At 43.8% G+C, this 18,423-nt stretch carries 20 protein-coding genes and 1 other annotated feature; of the genes, 18 read left to right on the top strand and 2 right to left on the bottom strand.

From position 1 onward, the window contains the following. Positions 1-28: 28 nt before the first annotated feature. Complete coding sequence (locus V6984_RS19760) at positions 29-1,732, top strand: GMC family oxidoreductase N-terminal domain-containing protein (protein ID WP_342757314.1); 1,704 nt, start codon at positions 29-31, stop codon at positions 1,730-1,732. A 49-nt stretch (positions 1,733-1,781) separates the two neighbouring features. Here V6984_RS19760 and V6984_RS19755 read toward each other — a convergent pair whose 3' ends face one another. Beyond that, positions 1,782-2,381 carry a hypothetical protein gene (locus V6984_RS19755; RefSeq protein WP_342757313.1) on the bottom strand — a complete coding sequence of 200 codons (600 nt, stop codon included), beginning with the start codon at positions 2,379-2,381 and terminating at the stop codon, positions 1,782-1,784. 149 nt (positions 2,382-2,530) lie between these two features. Continuing rightward, positions 2,531-2,909 (top strand) — a binding site (T-box leader). 55 nt (positions 2,910-2,964) lie between these two features. On the opposite strand from V6984_RS19755, the gene V6984_RS19750 reads away from it, so the two are divergent. From V6984_RS19750 to nspC, 12 genes are all read left to right on the top strand, one after another. Then, positions 2,965-4,491, top strand: coding sequence for a 2-isopropylmalate synthase (locus V6984_RS19750; protein ID WP_342757312.1), 1,527 nt, complete (start codon positions 2,965-2,967; stop codon positions 4,489-4,491). Then, a complete protein-coding gene (locus V6984_RS19745; RefSeq protein ID WP_342757311.1) occupies positions 4,481-4,810 on the top strand; it encodes a NimC/NimA family protein in 330 nt (109 codons plus the stop codon). Before V6984_RS19750 ends, V6984_RS19745 begins: the two co-directional genes overlap by 11 nt. A 128-nt stretch (positions 4,811-4,938) precedes the next feature. Then, positions 4,939-5,409, top strand: coding sequence for a hemerythrin family protein (locus V6984_RS19740; RefSeq protein ID WP_342757310.1), 471 nt, complete (start codon positions 4,939-4,941; stop codon positions 5,407-5,409). Then, the gene (locus tag V6984_RS19735) at positions 5,399-5,842 is read left to right on the top strand and encodes a chemotaxis protein CheX (protein ID WP_342757309.1); all 444 of its coding nucleotides are present in this window, start codon (positions 5,399-5,401) and stop codon (positions 5,840-5,842) included. The genes V6984_RS19740 and V6984_RS19735 overlap by 11 nt, the downstream gene beginning before the upstream one ends. 64 nt (positions 5,843-5,906) lie before the next feature. Beyond that, a complete protein-coding gene (locus V6984_RS19730) occupies positions 5,907-7,082 on the top strand; it encodes an iron-containing alcohol dehydrogenase (protein WP_342757308.1) in 1,176 nt (391 codons plus the stop codon). A gap of 77 nt (positions 7,083-7,159) precedes the next feature. Continuing rightward, positions 7,160-7,351, top strand: coding sequence for a hypothetical protein (locus tag V6984_RS19725; RefSeq protein WP_342757307.1), 192 nt, complete (start codon positions 7,160-7,162; stop codon positions 7,349-7,351). 39 nt (positions 7,352-7,390) lie between these two features. Continuing rightward, a complete protein-coding gene (locus V6984_RS19720; RefSeq protein ID WP_342757306.1) occupies positions 7,391-7,666 on the top strand; it encodes a hypothetical protein in 276 nt (91 codons plus the stop codon). Between the two features lie 694 nt (positions 7,667-8,360). After that, positions 8,361-9,851 (top strand): aminotransferase class I/II-fold pyridoxal phosphate-dependent enzyme, encoded by a 1,491-nt coding sequence (locus V6984_RS19715; protein WP_342757305.1) that lies wholly within the window; start codon positions 8,361-8,363, stop codon positions 9,849-9,851. Positions 9,852-9,870: 19 nt separating this feature from the next. Continuing rightward, a complete protein-coding gene (gene speE, locus V6984_RS19710) occupies positions 9,871-10,722 on the top strand; it encodes a polyamine aminopropyltransferase (RefSeq protein WP_342757304.1) in 852 nt (283 codons plus the stop codon). Next, on the top strand, positions 10,712-11,566 hold the full coding sequence (gene speB, locus V6984_RS19705; RefSeq protein ID WP_342757303.1) for an agmatinase: 855 nt from the start codon (positions 10,712-10,714) through the stop codon (positions 11,564-11,566). Before speE ends, speB begins: the two co-directional genes overlap by 11 nt. Positions 11,567-11,595: 29 nt before the next feature. Continuing rightward, positions 11,596-12,798 (top strand): saccharopine dehydrogenase family protein, encoded by a 1,203-nt coding sequence (locus V6984_RS19700; protein ID WP_342757302.1) that lies wholly within the window; start codon positions 11,596-11,598, stop codon positions 12,796-12,798. Positions 12,799-12,829: 31 nt separating this feature from the next. After that, positions 12,830-13,951, top strand: a complete 1,122-nt coding sequence (nspC, locus tag V6984_RS19695) for a carboxynorspermidine decarboxylase (RefSeq protein ID WP_342757301.1) — start codon at positions 12,830-12,832, stop codon at positions 13,949-13,951. A 21-nt stretch (positions 13,952-13,972) separates the two neighbouring features. Here the strand turns inward: nspC and V6984_RS19690 are convergent, their stop codons facing one another. Beyond that, positions 13,973-14,470, bottom strand: a complete 498-nt coding sequence (locus tag V6984_RS19690; RefSeq protein WP_342757300.1) for a superoxide dismutase family protein — start codon at positions 14,468-14,470, stop codon at positions 13,973-13,975. A gap of 204 nt (positions 14,471-14,674) precedes the next feature. Between V6984_RS19690 and V6984_RS19685 the strand changes: the two genes are divergently transcribed. The 5 genes from V6984_RS19685 to V6984_RS19665 all read left to right on the top strand — a co-directional run bounded on the left by V6984_RS19685 (position 14,675) and on the right by V6984_RS19665 (position 18,417). Continuing rightward, positions 14,675-15,400 carry a LytTR family DNA-binding domain-containing protein gene (locus V6984_RS19685; RefSeq protein WP_342757299.1) on the top strand — a complete coding sequence of 242 codons (726 nt, stop codon included), beginning with the start codon at positions 14,675-14,677 and terminating at the stop codon, positions 15,398-15,400. Positions 15,401-15,402: 2 nt separating this feature from the next. Next, on the top strand, positions 15,403-16,734 hold the full coding sequence (locus tag V6984_RS19680) for a sensor histidine kinase (protein ID WP_342757298.1): 1,332 nt from the start codon (positions 15,403-15,405) through the stop codon (positions 16,732-16,734). Between the two features lie 87 nt (positions 16,735-16,821). Then, complete coding sequence (locus tag V6984_RS19675; protein WP_342757297.1) at positions 16,822-17,403, top strand: accessory gene regulator B family protein; 582 nt, start codon at positions 16,822-16,824, stop codon at positions 17,401-17,403. After that, the gene (locus V6984_RS19670; RefSeq protein WP_342757296.1) at positions 17,400-17,543 is read left to right on the top strand and encodes a cyclic lactone autoinducer peptide; all 144 of its coding nucleotides are present in this window, start codon (positions 17,400-17,402) and stop codon (positions 17,541-17,543) included. Before V6984_RS19675 ends, V6984_RS19670 begins: the two co-directional genes overlap by 4 nt. Before the next feature lie 22 nt (positions 17,544-17,565). After that, positions 17,566-18,417, top strand: a complete 852-nt coding sequence (locus V6984_RS19665) for a hypothetical protein (RefSeq protein ID WP_342757295.1) — start codon at positions 17,566-17,568, stop codon at positions 18,415-18,417. The last annotated feature ends 6 nt before the right edge of the window (positions 18,418-18,423 follow it).

Raw genomic sequence — 18,423 nt, 5'->3', positions numbered from 1 at the left:
GAAAGGATAATAAATTCTGGTGTAAAGTATGGAGTATGATGTGGATGTTATTGTAATTGGTGCGGGAGGAGGAGGCGCTGTAGCAGCGAAGGAACTGGGAGAAAAAGGAATTAGAGTTCTGGTTCTGGAAGCCGGTCCGTGGTATGGAAATGAGAAATGGCCCAGGCCCAATGCCGAGCATGGCGGAGAGAGCAGTTCTTCCATAGAAGATTTAAACCTTCCGCTGTTGAAAGAAAATTTTACCGACTTGGAAAATGATATGAACGATTTAGTAAGCGGTAAATTTCGTTGGGGGCCTGCCGATAGAAGTATAGGTCCATGGACCAGAAGTGTAGCAAACGGGGGAACCGTATGGCAGAGCGCGGGAGTGGGCGGAACAACACTGATTTATACTGCAAACTGCCCGCGGGCATATCCGGTGGCAGTAAACAATATCTGGCCTATACCCTATAACGAGCTCATCCCTTATTACGAGAAAGTCGAGGAGGCACTTCCTGTAATCGACAGCAGGCCTACCGCCAAGGAGAACTTGTTCTACTATGGGGCGAAGCAGGCGAACTGGAATGAGCTGACGGGAAAGGATATTACGCGCCCGGGCTACCGTCCGCAGCCAAATGCCATCCTGCTTCGCAGTGAAGAGGCCAATATACCGGATTACGATATGGAAAGGGATGGAGAATACGGCTGTACGTTCAGAGGGCACTGCATAAACGGTTGCCATATAGGGCCGAAGGTGCAGGCAGTGGCTAAAAGATCCACCTTTGCAAGCTATATTCCGTGGGCACTTTATTCCGGAAACGTACAGGTCAGGCCAAATGCTTTTGTAACGCAGATATTAACGGAGCCGGACAGCGAGAATGTACTTCGCGCGGTAGGCGTAATATATAAGGACACGTGGACCGGAGAGGTGTTCGAACAGCGCGCGGATGTGGTAGTTATGGCAGGCGGCTCCATTGAGACACCGCGCCTTTGGCTGAATTCCGGACTTCCCCAAAATGCGTGGGTCGGAAGAGGATTGGTAAATCACTGGATGGACAGCGTTACGGGGATATTCGACAGGGAAGTGCTGATGGAGGTATTGGGAAGTCCTGACATAAGTCCTTTCGTAGGACAAAATGGGGCGGCGAGATTCGATTATCCGGGTCTGGGCGTCATACAGACCATGGGTTTTAGCCCCGGTTTGTATTCTTCTGTCTTTTACGGCATGAGCGACAAAGGCTTTGCTGAATGGAATGAGGTGAGCCCCGGTGAGCTTTGGGATATGGAAGGAGCGGTAGTCGGTGCCCGGTTAAAGGAAATAATGATGGACTATAAGAGAACACTGAGTTTACTCATATTCACGGACGATGAAGTGAATCAGAGAAACGGTGTAAGCTTGGACTACAAAGTCAGAGATGCGTATGGATACATACCTAAAATAGTCTATTATCCCAGCGATAAGGACAGGATAAAACGCGACAGGCTTGCGACCATATCTGCAAATATTTTGAAAAAAGCCGGCGCAAGAACGATTCTTCGTTCCAACTGGCCGGCTAATCTATATATACATATTCAATCTACCATGCGTATGGGAATCGTCACGGATACCGATTGTGAGGCGAGGCAGGTAAAGAGGCTGTTCATAGCCGACAACAGCGTGCTTTACAATTCTCTGGGAGGCCCCAATCCGACCCTTACCACACAGGCTTTAGCGGTAAGAACCTCGGAAAAGATAAAAGATAAATACTTTTAATAAGCGGGCTGCGCACTAAATTATTTAGTGTCGCAGCCTGTGCTTAAAGTTACAAAAGCTGAATGCGAAAAGCGGTAGTCTGAGGCGGTATACTGGGAGTCTGGAAGTTGGCATGCTCCACTTTTACCATTTGCCCGGGCCTGATAGAGCCTAAGCGGATTGACCTGCCGCGCTGATCAAGAATTACGGTTGCGTTGGAGATGACAAATCGCATCTGACGTGCCGGATTAGCGGGATTTCCAGTAATGAGAAAACCGTTATTTACGTCTACTTTGACTACCCGGTCTGTAGTGACGCTGGTGGAAGTCTCTTTCTGCCGTACAACAATGCGGAATGCATTTGACTGAGGAGGAATACTTCTCGTCATAACAGCCGAGAATTCGGCGTCTATAAACATCCCCTTCCTGATTTCGCAAAGGCAAGTACGTTCGCCGAACTGATTTATAATAACGGTATCCCGCCCTACATTTAACCGGAGGAGCTCGATTTGAATCATATTACCCTGTCCCCGCACTCCATAGGAAATCACGATAAAGCCAGATGTTCTGCTGTTGGTAACTACTTCTTCGACCAGGGCGTTCTCCACACGCATAATATTGCCGCGCTGAGTAATAGTGCCCCTGCTGTCTGCTGCACTTGTATTGTTCATATAAACCTCTGGGTTGTATGTTTTTCTAGTTATATTATATGCCTGCGTCCCGAAAGGTGTCACATTGAGGGAGAAATCCTAATGTTTTTATAGATAAAAATCCGTTGACAAATTGAAATCCATTGCATATAATACGAATTAATATAAAGAAAAAGACATTGAAAAGGAATAGTAGCTGTTTGATGATTTTCAGAGACCTGCTGGGCGGTGTGAAGCAGGAGTTAGAGAATGGTGAACTCGCCTTCGAGTTGCAGGCTGAAATCAAGTAGGTCGTGCCGGATGCCCACCGTTACAGGGGATAGATATTAGTCTTATTGTACTTGTATTGAAATTGCCCGGAATAGAGTGGTCCGCAGATAATATAACTTCTGTCTCTTAGCGAGACGGGAGTTTTTTTATTTCATAGGAAAAAGCTCTTTTTGTTCTGCAATAGCAATTTAGAACATTTAAGGTAAGAAGTATCGAAAGTGCATACATAATTGTATGAATTAGAGTGGTACCGCGGAAAGCTCCCTTTTCGTCTCTTGACATCGGCAGGAGATGAAGGGAGCTATTTAAATACCACAAAAAAGGAGATGCAGTTATGAAAAGAAAAATTTACGTATTTGACACAACACTTAGAGACGGAGAACAGGTTCCCGGCGCGAAACTGAATCTGGAGGAAAAATTAGATGTAGCGGCACAGATTGCCAAGATGAAAGTAGATATGATGGAAGTGGGCTTTCCCTCCTCTTCCCAGGGAGATTTTGAAGCGGTAAAAGCGATCAGCGAGAAGATAGGTCGGGAGGTATGTATTGCAGCCTTAGGCAGAGCTGTGGAATCGGACATAGACGCCATATACCAGAGTATCCGTAAGGCGCAGGACCCCTTGATTCATATCGTATTAGGCTCCTCTAAAGTACATGTATCCAAGAAGCTGCAGAAAACACCCGAGCAGATCATAGAGATAGGAGCCTCTTCTGTGAAATATGCCAGGCAGTTTCTTCCTAAGGTACAGTATTCCTTGGAAGATGCCAGCCGGTCGGATTTCGAATATATGTGGAGAACAATAGAGGCGGTCGTAAAGGCGGGGGCCACCATCATCAATATTCCGGATACCGTGGGCTACGCCGTACCCGAGCAGTTCGGCAATTTGATATACCGAATCAATGACAGGCTGAAGAACCTGGAACCCAACGTGCTTTTGAGCGTCCACTGCCACAACGATACCGGACTGGCTACCGCGAATACTTTAGCTGCTGTGAAAAACGGAGCGGATAAGGTGGAATGTACCGTGAACGGAATTGGAGAGCGTGCGGGAAATACCTCCTTGGAGGAGGTGGTTATGGGAATCAAGCTGCACGAGGACTATTACGGAGGCTACACCAGTATTGATACGGCAAAAATCTATGAAACCTCCCGCATGGTCAGCGCCACGATGGGATTGGATGTTCAGGTCAATAAAGCGATTACGGGAGAAAATGCCTTTGCCCATTCGTCGGGTATCCATCAGGACGGCTTGCTGAAATCCAAAGATGTATATGAAATCATGGACCCCGAGACAGTAGGAGCGCCTCCTATGGAACTGGTATTGACGGCGAGATCCGGCAAACACGCCTTTTTATATGTAACAAAGAGGTTAGGGTTCGAAATACCGGAAATGCATGTTCCGGAGGTCTTCGAAAAGTTCTTGCAATTAGCCGACAGGAAAAAGGAAGTTTATGATAATGATATACTGGCGCTGTTTAAGAACTGTCCTAATGTAAAATCCGTTTTCGATAAGGAACTGTGGCAGTTGGAAGAATATCAAATGACCGCCACCAGTACGCTGCCTGCGGCTACGGTCAAGCTGATCCGCGGAGATAAGCAGGTGGTAACAAGCAGCAGCGGTTCGGGAGTAATCGACGCGCTTTACAGCTGCATCATGGAAGCGGTACAGGAGCCCGTAGAATTAATTGAGTACAGAATTAATAATCTGAGCCGGGGGAAAGGAAGTCTTGGAAAGGTCACTGTTCAGATTAAACACAACGACAAATTATATCAGGGAAAAGCGATTGAGCAGGATGTAATGGAGGCGAGTGCGCTGGCATTTATCAATGCAGTGAATAAGATTATTTTGGATGAAGAATAGGATATCATATAGGAAAACCATAGGTTCAGGAGGAAAGCTATATATTCAGACTGGGAAAATAAAGAAGGTGTCAAAGCAGCTTGCTGTTAATCCAAAAGCTGAAATCTGCGCAATGAAGGACGGAGAATGGATCCGATTGGAAGGTATCCTCGTGGAGGACGACAGGGCGGAAGCCAAGGAATCCATGCTGGAGGCCTACCCTTCCCTGAGAAGTATGTATGCGGTGGATGACGGAAACACCCAGGTGCTTTATTTTGAATACGCTACTGCCACATTATATTCGCTCACAAAAAAGCCGGAGGTTATCCTTAATAATTAATGCTGGAAATGGTACAAAAGTCACAAAAATGATTTGAATTAATAACCTGCATGGAGTATAATTTTAGTCAGTATCGGGGATACGGCATGTATGAAAAATTTGCTGGCTTATGACAAATAATAGCAAGAATGGATACATTACAATTTCAGGATAAGAAAGGACGAGATACTATGATCTGGAAAGATAAGTATGAGCTGGGCGTTCAGATAATCGATGAGCAGCATAAAGAGCTGTTTCGTCGTGTCGACGCATTTGTGCAGACGCTGCGCTCTTCCGTTACTTGGGAAGAAAAGGTAAAAAAGGTCAACGAAACGCTGGAATTCATGAATGGTTATGTAGTGGAGCACTTCCGTGATGAGGAGGAATATCAGAAGAAAATAGGATACCCCGGTTATGAAGAGCATAAGAAAATACATGATGATATGGTAAATTATGTGGTGAAGGTTACCGAAGAATATGAGAAAAGCGGTTATAACGAGCAGTTGATGCAGCAGTTCGGTGGAAAGCTCCTTTCCTGGCTGATCAACCATGTTGCAGCGCAGGATCAGCGGATTGCCGATTACGCAATAAAAAAGGGGGTGTCAGAAGATGACAGATAATCTTTACAGACCCTTTTTGGAGGCCACCCGCAATGTGTTCCAGCTAATGCTGGACATCACTGACATCGATGAGCTTTCTCCGGAGAAACATGTGGATGAGGACGGTTTGGATATTTCCATCGGGATTATAGGAGAAATGGAGGGAGAGGTCATTTATCGTTTCCCGCGAACCACCTCTCTCGGTATGGTAAATATCATGAGCGGACTGGAAATGGATACTGTGGATGAGTTCGTAATCTCAGCTATTTCCGAAATAGCGAACATAATCAGCGGCAACGTACTCACTATGTTTGCCCAGAAAGACGTGAAATGTGATATATTGCCGCCGGTATCACGCAGAGCGGAGAGCAGAGACGGTTATACCACCTGCTGTATCGCTACTCCTGCGGGAGACGTTTGCCTGGACATCATTATGAAGTCCGCCGCAAAATAGACGAAGCATTCGATAATGCAGAAGTAAAAAGCAAAGGCGTACCCACCAATGGAAGGAGAACCCAATGGAAAATTTTAAATTCTACAGTCCCACCTATTTTGTTTTCGGCAAAGAGGAAGAAACGAGAACGGGACACTATATAAAACGCTTCGGCGGTAAAAAGGTCCTGATTCACTACGGCGGCGGTTCCGTAATCTGCTCCGGCCTTCTGGACAGAGTAAAGCTTTCCCTGGAGACAGATGGAATAGAATTCGTGGAACTGGACGGCGTTAAGCCGAATCCCAGAAGCGGTCTTGTTTATGAAGGCATTGAGCTGTGCAGGAAAGAAAACGTGGACTTCGTCCTTGCGATAGGCGGCGGGAGCACCATCGATTCTTCCAAGGCCATAGCTGCCGGTGCTGTCTATGAAGGAGATTTCTGGGATTTCTACCAAGGGAAGTTAGTGACAAAGGCGCTTCCTATAGGAACCATACTCACGATATCCGCAGCAGGAAGTGAAGGGTCGCCGGATTCCGTTATTACCAACGAGGATGGAATGTATAAGCGCGGCGCTACGGGAGAGGCTTTCCGTCCGGCATTTTCTATTTTAAACCCTGCTCTGACACAGACTCTTCCGCCCTTTCAGATTGCTTGTGGAATTACGGATATAATGGCACACTTATTTGAGCGTTATTTCACCACCACCACTGAGGTCGAAGTAACCGATAGGATGATAGAGGGCCTGCTTCTGACCGTAATCAAGGAAGCGCCCCGTGTAATAGAAGACCCAGGCAATTATCAGGCGCAGGCTAACATCATGTGGGCAGGAATGATGGCTCACAATAATTCCTGCGGAGTAGGAAGAGTACAGGACTGGGCGAGCCACGACATCGAGCATGAGCTTTCTGCAATTTATGACTGTGCGCATGGAGCGGGATTGGCAGTGGTATTTCCGGCATGGATGCAGTATAATATGAAACACGACATAAACCGTTTTGCCCAGCTCGCAGTTCGTGTATGGGGCTGCGAAATGGATTTTATGAATCCGGAAAATACGGCGAAGGCTGGAATCGCAGCGCTTAGACGATTCTGGACCTCCATAGGAATGCCCTCTGATTTTGCAGGACTTGGAGCCAAGGAAGAGGACATAGAGAAAATGGCTCATACTGCCTGCCATGGTGATGGCCGGAATGGTGTTATCGGAGGCTTTGCCAAGCTGGAGGAGAAAGATGTTGCAGCTATTTACCGTCTGATGCTGTAAAAGCGGATGAGCGATTCTATCCGTATCTATGTCAGGGAAGAGCAGCCGTGAAAATGAATTTCTGGCAGGAGAAAGCTATGTATATACAAAAGGTGGATATGAAGACATATCCGAGAAAAGCACATTTTGATTTTTTTCTTGCCATGGGCTATCCATACGTGGGTTTGACGTCTAATGTGGATATTACGCAGGCTGTAGGCAAGGCCAGGGAGAGAGGGCATTCTTCTTTTCTATATCTGCCTTATGCAGCGGGAAATGCGGCGAATTAAGTAAAAGAATTCCGTCAGCGCATTGACGGGGATGGTATCGTGGAATATGAGTTCTGCAGGACTTCCCATACGGTAATGAAAGCAGATGGTACCTATGCTTACTGCGAGGCCGACCCGACCCTTAGCTTCGAGCGGTTCGTGGAAGAAACTTCCGGGAATCAGGAAAAGGTACTTGCAAGCGGGGGATTGGAGGAGGAAGGCAGGCTTATGCTTCCGGTAAGTGTACTGGCTCATCATGCCCTGATAGACGGCAGGCATATAGCGGATTTCTACGAAAGCTTATCTCAGGGTCTGGTGAATGAATGCTTTATTTAATGAAAAACTCTTCGAGTAAGGCCTATTTAAGCGCTCTGAAAAAAATGCTTGCAATTATGAAAAACTAAAAGTATAATAAAACGCGTATGGAATGCAGATATATGTAAGGTTGGAGTTTCCATGCAAATATTTATGGCAGCTAAGGCTGCATTATTGATTGAGTTAGGAGCTCAAATTTTATAAGTTGGTTACTTATAACCATTTAACCAGTGTGTATACGACACATCAACTTGTGAAACGGTCAATAAGAGTATTAAAAGTGAAATATTTGCTATATAGACTCGAGAACCTGAATATCTGTAGTGCTGAATAATAAAATGATTTTTCTGTCCTTAACAAACGAATTGCGATGCGGTTTGTCAAAGAGCGGGCATAGGAATAGGGGTAGTGAACCCTGTTAGACTGAGCACCCTCAAATGCGTCGAATTCGGTTATCCCGATTGAAAGAAGTTACCATGACCCTCCGGCAGAACGGGCGGTTTGGCGGTTTAGGTGAAGAACTTTAAAGAAAAGGATGGCGGGACGGAAGACTTTGATAGCGAACAGAAAAACGCAAGGTAGGAATGATGTATATGCATTCCTACCTTTTTTATCTTATAAAAAAGTACGTCCTATAAGATAAAGGCCCTCCCAGAGGGCTGTGCATGCTTTAAAGGGAATGCATTGGCTGAAAGTGAAGAGAGAGGAAATTATTATGGAAAAATCATCTGTGGCTGATGAAATCAGCGCCGCAAGGAGACTGTCGCAGGAGGAGGCTCCAATTTATGAAGCGCTGAAGCGTTTTCGAAGAATGAGAATAGTGCCCTTTGATGTCCCGGGACACAAACACGGGAGAGGGAACCCTGAGCTGGTGGAGCTATTGGGAGAGAAGTGTGTGGGCATAGATGTGAATTCCATGAAGCCGCTGGACAATCTTTGTCATCCGGTTTCTGTTATCAGGGAAGCAGAGGAGCTGGCAGCAGAGGCATTCCATGCGAGCCACGCGTTTCTTATGGTGGGAGGAACCACCTCAGCAGTGCAGGCAATGGTTCTTTCCTGCTGCAAAAAAGGAGATAAAATAATCCTGCCGAGAAATGTACATAGAAGTGTGATCAACGCGCTGGTGCTCTGCGGTGCCAAACCTGTCTATGTGAATCCCGATGTGGATAAGAATCTGGGAATTTCTCTAGGCATGAAGGTATCTCAAGTGGAACAAGCGATCAAAAGCCACCCGGATGCTGTGGCAGTGTTAGTGAACAATCCCACCTATTACGGGATATGTTCGGATCTTCGGACTATCGTGAGGCTTGCCCATGACCACGGAATGAAAGTGCTCGCGGACGAGGCGCACGGAACTCATCTGTATTTCGGTGAGAACATGCCGGTTTCAGCCATGGATGCCGGTGCGGATATGTCCTCGGTGAGCATGCATAAGTCGGGAGGAAGCCTGACACAAAGCTCTTTGCTTTTGATCGGATCCGATATGAACGAGGGCCATGTGCGTCAGATTATTAACCTGACGCAGACAACCAGCGGTTCTTATCTGCTGCTTTCGAGCCTGGACATATCGAGACGCAACCTGGCCCTTAGGGGACGGGAATCTTTCGCCAAGGTCATAGAGCTTGCGGACTACGCCAGAGGGGAAATCAATGCGATTGGCGGATACTATGCGTTTTCCAGAGAGTTGATAAACGGAAATAGCATCTATGATTTCGACAGCACGAAACTGTCTGTCCATACGCTGGAAATAGGCCTGGCCGGTATTGAGGTATACGATATACTAAGAGATGAGTACGACATTCAGATTGAATTCGGAGATATCGGAAATATTCTTGCCTATCTTTCCATCGGAGACCGCAGACAGGAGGTGGAGCGTCTGGTAAGTGCTTTGGCGGAGGTAAAACGGTGCTATCAGAAGGATAAGGCGGGAATGCTCACGCAGGAATATATGGATCCCTATGTGGTAACTACACCGCAGGAATCCTTTTATGCACAAAAGGAATCTATCCTTCTCGAAGACACGGAGGGCAGAGTGTGCAGCGAGTTCGTGATGTGCTATCCTCCGGGAATTCCGATTCTGGCTCCGGGAGAAATGATTACCAAGGGAATTATAGAATATATACTGTATGCAAAGGAAAAAGGCTGTTCTATGACAGGCCCTGAGGATGCGGACATTGAATATTTGAACGTATTGAAAAGTGTGTGAGAAAGGCGTGGTTATTATTATGGAAATGTGGTTTTCGGATGAGCATACGGATAATGTGAAACTGTCGATTCGAGTGGAACAGCAGCTTTTCAGCGCACAAAGCGAATTCCAGAGAATCGATGTTCTGGAATCCAAGGAGTTCGGGAGGATTCTGGTGGCGGACGGCGACCTTATGCTGACAGAAAAAGATGAGTTCATCTATCATGAGATGATAACACACGTTCCCATGGCGGTACATCCCCATGTGGAAAAGGTGCTGGTCATCGGCGGCGGCGATGGAGGTATCGTAAGGGAGCTGGTGAAATACGATGCTCTGCAGCAAATCGATGTAGTGGAGGCGGATCCTCTTTTGATCGAGGTGTGCCGCAAATTTTTCCCTCAGATGGCTTGCAGCATGAACGACCCGAGGGTAAGTATTTTCAACGAGGACGGTCTGCGGTTCGTTCGCTCGAAATCGGATGTATATGACCTGATAATTATAGATTCGCCTAATCCCTTCGGACCGGGCGAGGGACTTTTTACGAAGGAATTCTATGGGAATTGCTACAATGCGCTGCATAGCGACGGAGTGATGATCAACCAGCATGAAAGTCCCTTTTACAAAGAAGAGGCCTTTCAATGCCAGCGGATGCACAAACGGATCATAGAATCCTTTCCCATCAGCAAAATTTATCAGGCGCATATACCGTCCTACCCTTCAGGACATTGGCTGTTCGGTTTTGCTTCAAAGCAGTACCATCCGCTGAATGATCTGGACGGAGTGACCTGGACGTTAAAAGGGATACCTACGAGATATTATCTGCCGAGGCTGCATCAGGGAATGTTTGCACTTCCGGCATATGTGGAGGAGTTGGTGAAGGATGTTGAATAAAAATATTGTAAATTATATCGGCTGTGAGGCGGAATATGAGGAAGCAAGAATTGTACTGTTCGGAGCCCCCTTTGATTCCACCACCTCCTATCGGCCGGGGACCCGCTTCGGTCCTCAGGCGATTCGAAACGAATCTTATGGACTGGAGACCTACAGCCCTTATCAGAACAAGGATCTGCAGGATTGCAAGGTGTTCGACAGCGGGGACCTGGAGCTGCCCATTGGGGATACGGAGCGAGTTCTGGCAGCTATCGAGGAACGCACGGAGACGATTATAAAGGACGGAAAGATTCCCTTTATGATAGGCGGCGAGCATCTGGTAACACTTGGAAGCGTGCGTGCGGCTGTCCGTGAATACCCCGATCTGCATATCGTGCATTTTGACGCTCATGCGGATCTGCGGAAGGATTATCTGGGAGTAAAGCTCTCCCATGCCTGTGTGTTAAGAAGGAGCTGGGAACTGTTAGGAGACGGGAGAATCTATCAATTCGGAATCCGCTCCGGTGACAGAGAGGAATTCGAGTGGGCGAAAGAGGGACATGTGACGATGCGGAGGTTCGATTTCGATAATCTCACAGAGACGGTAACAAAGCTTAGAGGAAAGCCGGTTTATTTAACCATAGACTTGGATGTCTTAGACCCTTGCGTATTTCCGGGAACGGGAACGCCCGAGGCGGGAGGCGTAAGCTTCCTTGAGCTTCTGAAGGCGATGTTGAAAACTGCGAAGGGCTGTTATATCGTAGGCTGTGATGTGAATGAGTTAAGTCCCACGTATGACGCCAGCGGAGTGTCTACGGCGACGGCAGGAAAGATAGTACGCGAGCTGCTGCTGGCGCTTTCCTGAGCGATTATAAAATAAAAGGAGATGATATCATGGGAAAAGTATTGATTATTGGCTGCGGAGGCGTGGCCGGGGTGGCGATCCACAAATGTTGTCAAAACAGCGGCGTTTTTACGGAAATCTGTATTGCCAGCCGTACGGTATCGAAGTGCGAGGCAATGAAGAAGAAATTGGAAGGGATGACGAAGGCAAAGATTAGTACAGCACAGGTAGATGCGGATAACACCCGGGAGCTGATCGCTCTCATTGAAAAGGAGAAACCTGATGTGGTGCTGAATCTTGCTCTTCCTTATCAGGACCTCACCATTATGGATGCGTGTCTTGCGACAAAAACAAATTATGTGGATACGGCTAATTATGAGCCGGAGGATACGGCGAAGTTTGAGTATAAGTGGCAGTGGGCTTACAGAGAACGCTTTGAGAAGGCTGGAATCACCGCCCTTCTCGGAAGCGGCTTCGACCCCGGAGTGACGGGAGTGTTCTCCGCTTATGCCTTAAAACACTATTTCGACGAGATTAATTATATAGATATTCTGGACTGCAACGGCGGCGATCACGGTTATCCCTTTGCCACCAATTTCAATCCTGAAATCAATATCCGCGAAGTGTCCGCGAAGGGCTCTTATTGGGAAGACGGGAAGTGGGTAGAAACGGAGCCGATGGAAATCAAGCGGGTTTATAATTTCCCCGAGGTGGGAGAGAAGGATATGTATCTGCTTCATCATGAGGAGTTGGAATCCCTTGCCCTCAATATGCCGGGAATCAAGAGAATCCGTTTCTTCATGACTTTCGGACAAAGCTATTTAACCCATTTGAAGTGTCTTGAGAACGTAGGTATGACCTCCATAGAGCCGATTATATATGAGGGAAAAGAAATTGTTCCATTGCAGTTTTTAAAAGCGGTTCTTCCCGACCCTGCCTCCCTTGGTCCCCGTACAAAAGGTAAGACGAACATCGGCTGCATTTTTACGGGCAAGAAAGATGGAAAGGAAAAAACTATCTACATTTACAACGTATGCGACCACGAGGAATGCTATAAAGAAGTAGGCTCACAGGCAGTTGCTTATACTACCGGTGTTCCGGCAATGATTGGGGCGGCGATGCTGATGACGAAGACATGGGATAAAGCCGGGGTATATAACATTGAAGAATTCGATCCCGACCCGTTCATGGAAGCATTGAATGAATTCGGCCTTCCGTGGCAGGTGAGCGAGAATCCCGTTATGGTAGAATAGAGACAGTACACTTGGAATTAATGGAGTGGTTATGAAGAGAGAAGAATTGAAAACGCCTTGTTACATCGTGATGGAAAGCGCCTTGAAAAAGAATCTGGAGATATTGCAGGGCGTCAGACAGCGGACGGGCTGTAAAATATTATTAGCGCAGAAAGCTTTTTCCATGTATTCCTGTTATCCTTTGCTCGGTAAGTATCTGGACGGAACGGCGGCAAGCGGCTTATATGAGGCACGGTTGGGCGCGGAGGAGATGGGAAAGGAAAACCATATTTTTTCTGCGGCATACAAGGAAGAGGATATGGAGGAAATATTGTCTTACTGCGGGCATATCGTATTTAACTCCTTTTCCCAGCTTGAGAAATACGGTGAAAGGGCGGCAAAGGCAGGAAAAAGCGTAGGAATCCGGGTGAATCCGGAATGCTCTACCCAGGAGGCACACGGAATATACGATCCTTGTGCTCCCGGTTCACGTTTGGGAGTTCTGGCAAAGGAGTTCCCCGACAGACTTCCTGAATGGGTGGAGGGCATTCATTTCCATACGCTGTGCGAGCAGAATGCGGATGCTCTTGCAGTGACGTTAAAGGCGGTAGAGGAGCAATTCGGTTCATGGCTATATGGGATGAAATGGATCAATTTCGGCGGCGGACATCATATCACGCGGGAGGGCTATAACATAGAGCTTCTGGAAAACTGCATCCGCTATGTGTCGGACACCTACGGGGTTACGGTCTATCTGGAGCCTGGAGAGGCGGTTGCTTTGGATGCGGGACACCTGCTGACTGAGGTGGAAGATATGTTGCATGGGGAAACGATTGCAATTCTGGATTCTTCTGCAGCCTGTCATATGCCTGATGTCCTTGAAATGCCGTACCGCCCGCCCCTTAGAGCTTCCGGACAGGAGGGTGAGAAGGCATTTGCATATACGCTGGCGGGGCCGACCTGCCTGGCGGGAGATGTGATAGGAATCTATTCCTTCGACAAACCGTTAGCGGTCGGCGACCGTCTGACCTTTGAGGATATGGCCATTTATACTATGGTAAAAAACAATACCTTTAACGGAATGCCCCTTCCCTCCATCGTATGGGAGAGGGAGGACGGCGAATGCGAGCAGATAAGGAGCTTCGGCTACATGGATTTTAAGGGGAGGCTGTAGGCTGAATAGTAACGGCTGTAGCTACCTCCCGCTCTCTATGCGGATAACACCGCAGCCTATCTTCTCTCCGGAATCTCCGGCGGGCTGAGTGGTAAAATCATCGCGATTTGCATGGATGACTACGGATTTGCCGATGATGTTATCTACAGTAAAGCGTTTGTCATAGAAGGAAACCCAGGCGTAACCCTGATTGCCCAGAAGAGGGAGAAGGTCTCCTGCGTGCTGGGGATGAGGCAGGTTCGCCGGATTATAATGTCCTCCGGTATTGGCGAAGGAGTTGGAGCAGTCGCCGAATTCATGGATGTGCATCGCATAGAAATCCGAGGAATCCTGTGTGGATATATTAGGAAGGCCGAAAATCTCCGCTTCTATGAGAACGCCCCCATAAGGAGTATCATAAAATTTAACCAACCCGCTGAGCTGCGGGTTGGAGCTGTTTCCCGTAACCCATGCCATAGCGCGGGGTTTATTTTTTTCTAATATGTTTACGAATGTTAGACGAGGAGTAAATTGATACATAAAAACACCTTTTTTATTATTAGGTTATGCAGGAGAAGTGGATTGGTAAACAATATTTGTTTAAACGTTGATATTATGACAAATATTTCAGTGGAATGAAACGAACGGGGCAGAGAGGCTTATACAGTTAAGATATAGTGCCTTTATGCCGAAATAACAAATATATATATTGTGAAGAGTAATGAAAAAGGGGAGTGAAATTTTATGATTAAAATAGCAATTTGTGATGATGAAAAATATTATCGTGAATACATAGAGAGAAAAGTAGGACGCTATCTGCACAGTAAAGAATTGGAATACGAAATAGACTTATACCGTACTGGTCAGGAATTAATAAAGTTAGGAATTGAAATGTCTAAATACCACATAATATTTTTGGATATAAACATGAATGATATGGATGGAATAGAAACGGCGCAGCAGATTAGGTTGTACTCAAACAACGCTTTTATCGTATTTATTACAGCATTTATTTCTTATGCGATAGAAGGTTATAAGGTAGATGCAGTAAGGTATCTACTAAAGGAAAAAGATAATTTTGAGAAATCTTTGGAAGAATGTATAAACACAATATTAGTAAAAATGGATTATAAAGTTGTTAAAGAACGATTTTCATTTCTTGAAGGCGAGAGATATTTGGATGTTAGCATGATTTTGTATGTAGAAAGTAAATTACACAAACTAGAGTTTTGCGTAATGGATAATGAATTGGTGACTTATAGTCTATATAATAAATTGGATACAGTAGAAGAAATATTAAAACAGTATGGATTTATAAGAATACATAAAAGTTTCCTTGTTAATATTAAGCAAATTTGTGAAGTAAACAATCATAAAGTTTTTCTTAGTAATGGTCTCAATCTACCAATATCAAAAGCTAAATATAAGCTGATAAAAGAAACCTTTATTGAGTACAAAGGGGATATATGACCATGCCGATAATTATGAACATATTTCAAGGACTCATTCTCATATTAATTGAAGTTATTTGTTGCAAAATATTTTTTGAATCTTTTTTTGATAAAAGAAAATTTCAAGACAAATGGTATGGATGGATCTTGATACCAATCTTAGTTTTAATTATTTATCTTGGGACAGCGTTATTAGCGAGTAATATTCTTCTAAAACAAATTTTTGTATTTTTTTCAATGGCATTTATTATGCTTGTTTATTTTAAGTCAGATTTTCTGCGGGGAGTTATAATAACGGCGATATTTCAAGGTTTATTATTAGGAATAGACTGTGTGGGGTTGATAGCTTTGAAATACTTATGGGGGGAACAAACGAAAAACGTTCTGTTTGGAGTGGCAGGCAGTATGATAGTAGCGCTTATCTGCAAGATGTTATTATTTGGCTTTGTCTTAATAGTAAGAAAGCTGTGGAATAAGAAGGACTCGTTAAATTTGTTATCCGATAGTGAATGGCTTAGGTTTCTTTATTTTCCTGTTATAACGTTAATTGCCCTAATATCCATTGCTTTTAATTTAGAGCATGTAAGGAGCCCTGAAGTCATAAATACCATGCTGATTATTGGATTCGGTCTTGTGGGAATGAATATATTGGTTCTTTACTTGATTAGAGATATCGTGGAGAGAGAAGTGAGATTACAAGAAAAATACATCATTGAAGAGAGAAATAGAAATCAATTAGATATGTATAAACTTGTATGTGATAATTTTGATAAGCAAAGAAAGAGAACCCATGAATATAAAAATCAGATAGGATGTATTGAAGGTTTATTGATAGACAATAAAATAAAAGAAGTGCTGGAATATGTTTCAAATATTACAGGCGGGCTGAAAAAGGAATTGGATGCAATAGATACCAATAATACGATTGTTAATGCTATTTTAAATTCTAAATATCAGGAGGCAGTTGAAAAAGGAATTATATTTGTCTTAAAGGTAAATGATTTGTCGCACATCGTTATAGAAAGTGAAGATATAGTGACAATTTTATCTAATTTATTAAACAATGCCATAGAAGCGAATGAAGAGATCAAAAACGAAAAAATAATAAAGTTAAAATTTGTAGATGAAGGAGATTATACTATAATTGCTGTAAAGAATACGATGCATAAAGAGGTTGAATTTATAAATGGTAAATATCAGACAAGCAAAGATAATGCTATAGAGCACGGGGTAGGTATAGAAAATATAGCGGATACAATAGAAAAATATAATGGCTCATATATCATAAAGCAATTTGAAAACTATTTTAATTTCACGATTATAATTCCGAATAAAAAGCCAAATGAAAGCTAAAAATGTCGCAAAAAGTCCAAAACTGCAATATGTATTGGAAGTAAGATGGGGGAGTAATATAATGTCAATAAAGAGGAATAAGTGAGAATGAAATTTATAATAAATACTTTGGTTGAACAATTGATAAATAATAATATTATAGAAAGAAAAATGAAACAAGAATATTTTTATGCTCTAGAAGTGTTTTTTGAAAAATTAATTATATATATTTCAATTTTAATAATATCAGTATATCTCGATTTACTAATACCTACTTTGATATTTTTAGTATTTTTTTGTGGATTAAGAAGTCGTACGGGAGGTTATCACTTAAATACATACTTAAAATGTTTTATAGGAACGGTTGGTATTTATGTAATGTTTGCGAAGTGGTTATATCCATGGCTAAATAAAAATATAAACTATATATTTCCCATTTTATTTTTTTCATTAGTATTTATTTTTACGATTGGAGCTGTAAATCATCCAAATATTAATTGGTCAAAAACAGAGCTGGAAGAAACAAAAAAGGCATCAAGGGCAATGATCTTTTTACAGTGTATATCTATTATTTCTTTTACCGTTTTGGGTGTTCATAAAGATTGCATAATATTTGCCACATTAGGAGTAATGCTATGTGCAATTTTATTAATAGCTGCAAAAATATGTAAACAGGAGGTGAGAGAGTGAAAAGTAATAGTAAGAAAGAGTTCTTATTAAAAGTTCTGGAAAAAGCGGCTAGAACTGAGATGGAAAAAGAGTCAAAACAAAAACCGCCAGTTTGTATGGGGTTTTTACACCAGCCCCAAAGACCACATAAAAATAATTAAATTTACTTAAGGAGGAATTTACATGGTAGTAGAAGAAAGAAGAACTTTAAAAATATTAATGCTGGGATTTGTATTTTGCTGTGTAATATTGTTATCAGGAATGACAGCCCACGCGCAATCCGTAAATGAGATAGAACCAAATGATACAATGGAAACAGCACAATTAATTCTAGCCAATTCGGAGACTGCAGCACAAGCGGTGACGGGAAACAGACCGAATCAATATATAGTGAATGGCAATTTACTTAAAACGGACATAGATTGGTATAAAGTTTACTTGACTTCCGGAACGCAATATGTTACTTGCAATGGGAAAGGATTTGATTTCGAAGTATACAATTCGAGCAATGTTCTTATTAAACGCCAAGAATATTCGTATGGAAGTTCATTTGGTTCGACGGCCTATCCCTTTACGGTCACAACAGCAGGATATTATTATGTGAAAGTTAATGCCAATTCATCTACAACAACCAGTTCTTATACTTTATTAGTAGGGGGGCCTACTTACACAGTTGCAAGTTGTAAAGTAAATATGAGCAGTATAACCATGGATAGGACAGATACTGTATATCCGATTGATTTAAATACGGTATCGGGCATTCCGGATGGAGCAGTTGCATATCTTGTTTCATTAAGCAGTGTGGGGACCAATAGTGTAAGCGATATCTCAGTAAAGAACCAAAATAGCACAATTAATTTAACAAAATATTCATGGCAAAAGGATGGATTAGCTTCCCTCAACTTGCCTGTCAAGAGCAGATGGGATATTACTTTTAAATATTATAAAAATGCGACGTTTACACCTAAATTTAATATTTATTATGCTTATCCCATGACATCGGTATATGCAGATGATATAACAGTGTCACGTTAATCTTAA

The sequence above is a fragment of the Kineothrix sp. IPX-CK genome (assembly GCF_039134705.1).
In the GTDB taxonomy this organism is placed as follows: Bacteria; Bacillota; Clostridia; order Lachnospirales; family Lachnospiraceae; genus Kineothrix; species Kineothrix sedimenti.
This window is presented reverse-complemented; position numbering and strand designations above follow the sequence as displayed.

Bases quoted from the DNA above. Each gene is read 5' to 3' on its own strand.
- V6984_RS19760 (WP_342757314.1), top strand. From the start codon at position 29: ATGGAGTATGATGTGGATGTTATTGTAATTGGTGCGGGAGGAGGAGGC.
- V6984_RS19755 (WP_342757313.1), bottom strand. From the start codon at position 2,381: ATGAACAATACAAGTGCAGCAGACAGCAGGGGCACTATTACTCAGCGC.
- V6984_RS19750 (WP_342757312.1), top strand. From the start codon at position 2,965: ATGAAAAGAAAAATTTACGTATTTGACACAACACTTAGAGACGGAGAA.
- V6984_RS19745 (WP_342757311.1), top strand. From the start codon at position 4,481: ATGAAGAATAGGATATCATATAGGAAAACCATAGGTTCAGGAGGAAAG.
- V6984_RS19740 (WP_342757310.1), top strand. From the start codon at position 4,939: ATGGATACATTACAATTTCAGGATAAGAAAGGACGAGATACTATGATC.
- V6984_RS19735 (WP_342757309.1), top strand. From the start codon at position 5,399: ATGACAGATAATCTTTACAGACCCTTTTTGGAGGCCACCCGCAATGTG.
- V6984_RS19730 (WP_342757308.1), top strand. From the start codon at position 5,907: ATGGAAAATTTTAAATTCTACAGTCCCACCTATTTTGTTTTCGGCAAA.
- V6984_RS19725 (WP_342757307.1), top strand. From the start codon at position 7,160: ATGTATATACAAAAGGTGGATATGAAGACATATCCGAGAAAAGCACAT.
- V6984_RS19715 (WP_342757305.1), top strand. From the start codon at position 8,361: ATGGAAAAATCATCTGTGGCTGATGAAATCAGCGCCGCAAGGAGACTG.
- speE (WP_342757304.1), top strand. From the start codon at position 9,871: ATGGAAATGTGGTTTTCGGATGAGCATACGGATAATGTGAAACTGTCG.
- speB (WP_342757303.1), top strand. From the start codon at position 10,712: ATGTTGAATAAAAATATTGTAAATTATATCGGCTGTGAGGCGGAATAT.
- V6984_RS19700 (WP_342757302.1), top strand. From the start codon at position 11,596: ATGGGAAAAGTATTGATTATTGGCTGCGGAGGCGTGGCCGGGGTGGCG.
- nspC (WP_342757301.1), top strand. From the start codon at position 12,830: ATGAAGAGAGAAGAATTGAAAACGCCTTGTTACATCGTGATGGAAAGC.
- V6984_RS19690 (WP_342757300.1), bottom strand. From the start codon at position 14,470: ATGTATCAATTTACTCCTCGTCTAACATTCGTAAACATATTAGAAAAA.
- V6984_RS19685 (WP_342757299.1), top strand. From the start codon at position 14,675: ATGATTAAAATAGCAATTTGTGATGATGAAAAATATTATCGTGAATAC.
- V6984_RS19680 (WP_342757298.1), top strand. From the start codon at position 15,403: ATGCCGATAATTATGAACATATTTCAAGGACTCATTCTCATATTAATT.
- V6984_RS19675 (WP_342757297.1), top strand. From the start codon at position 16,822: ATGAAATTTATAATAAATACTTTGGTTGAACAATTGATAAATAATAAT.
- V6984_RS19665 (WP_342757295.1), top strand. From the start codon at position 17,566: ATGGTAGTAGAAGAAAGAAGAACTTTAAAAATATTAATGCTGGGATTT.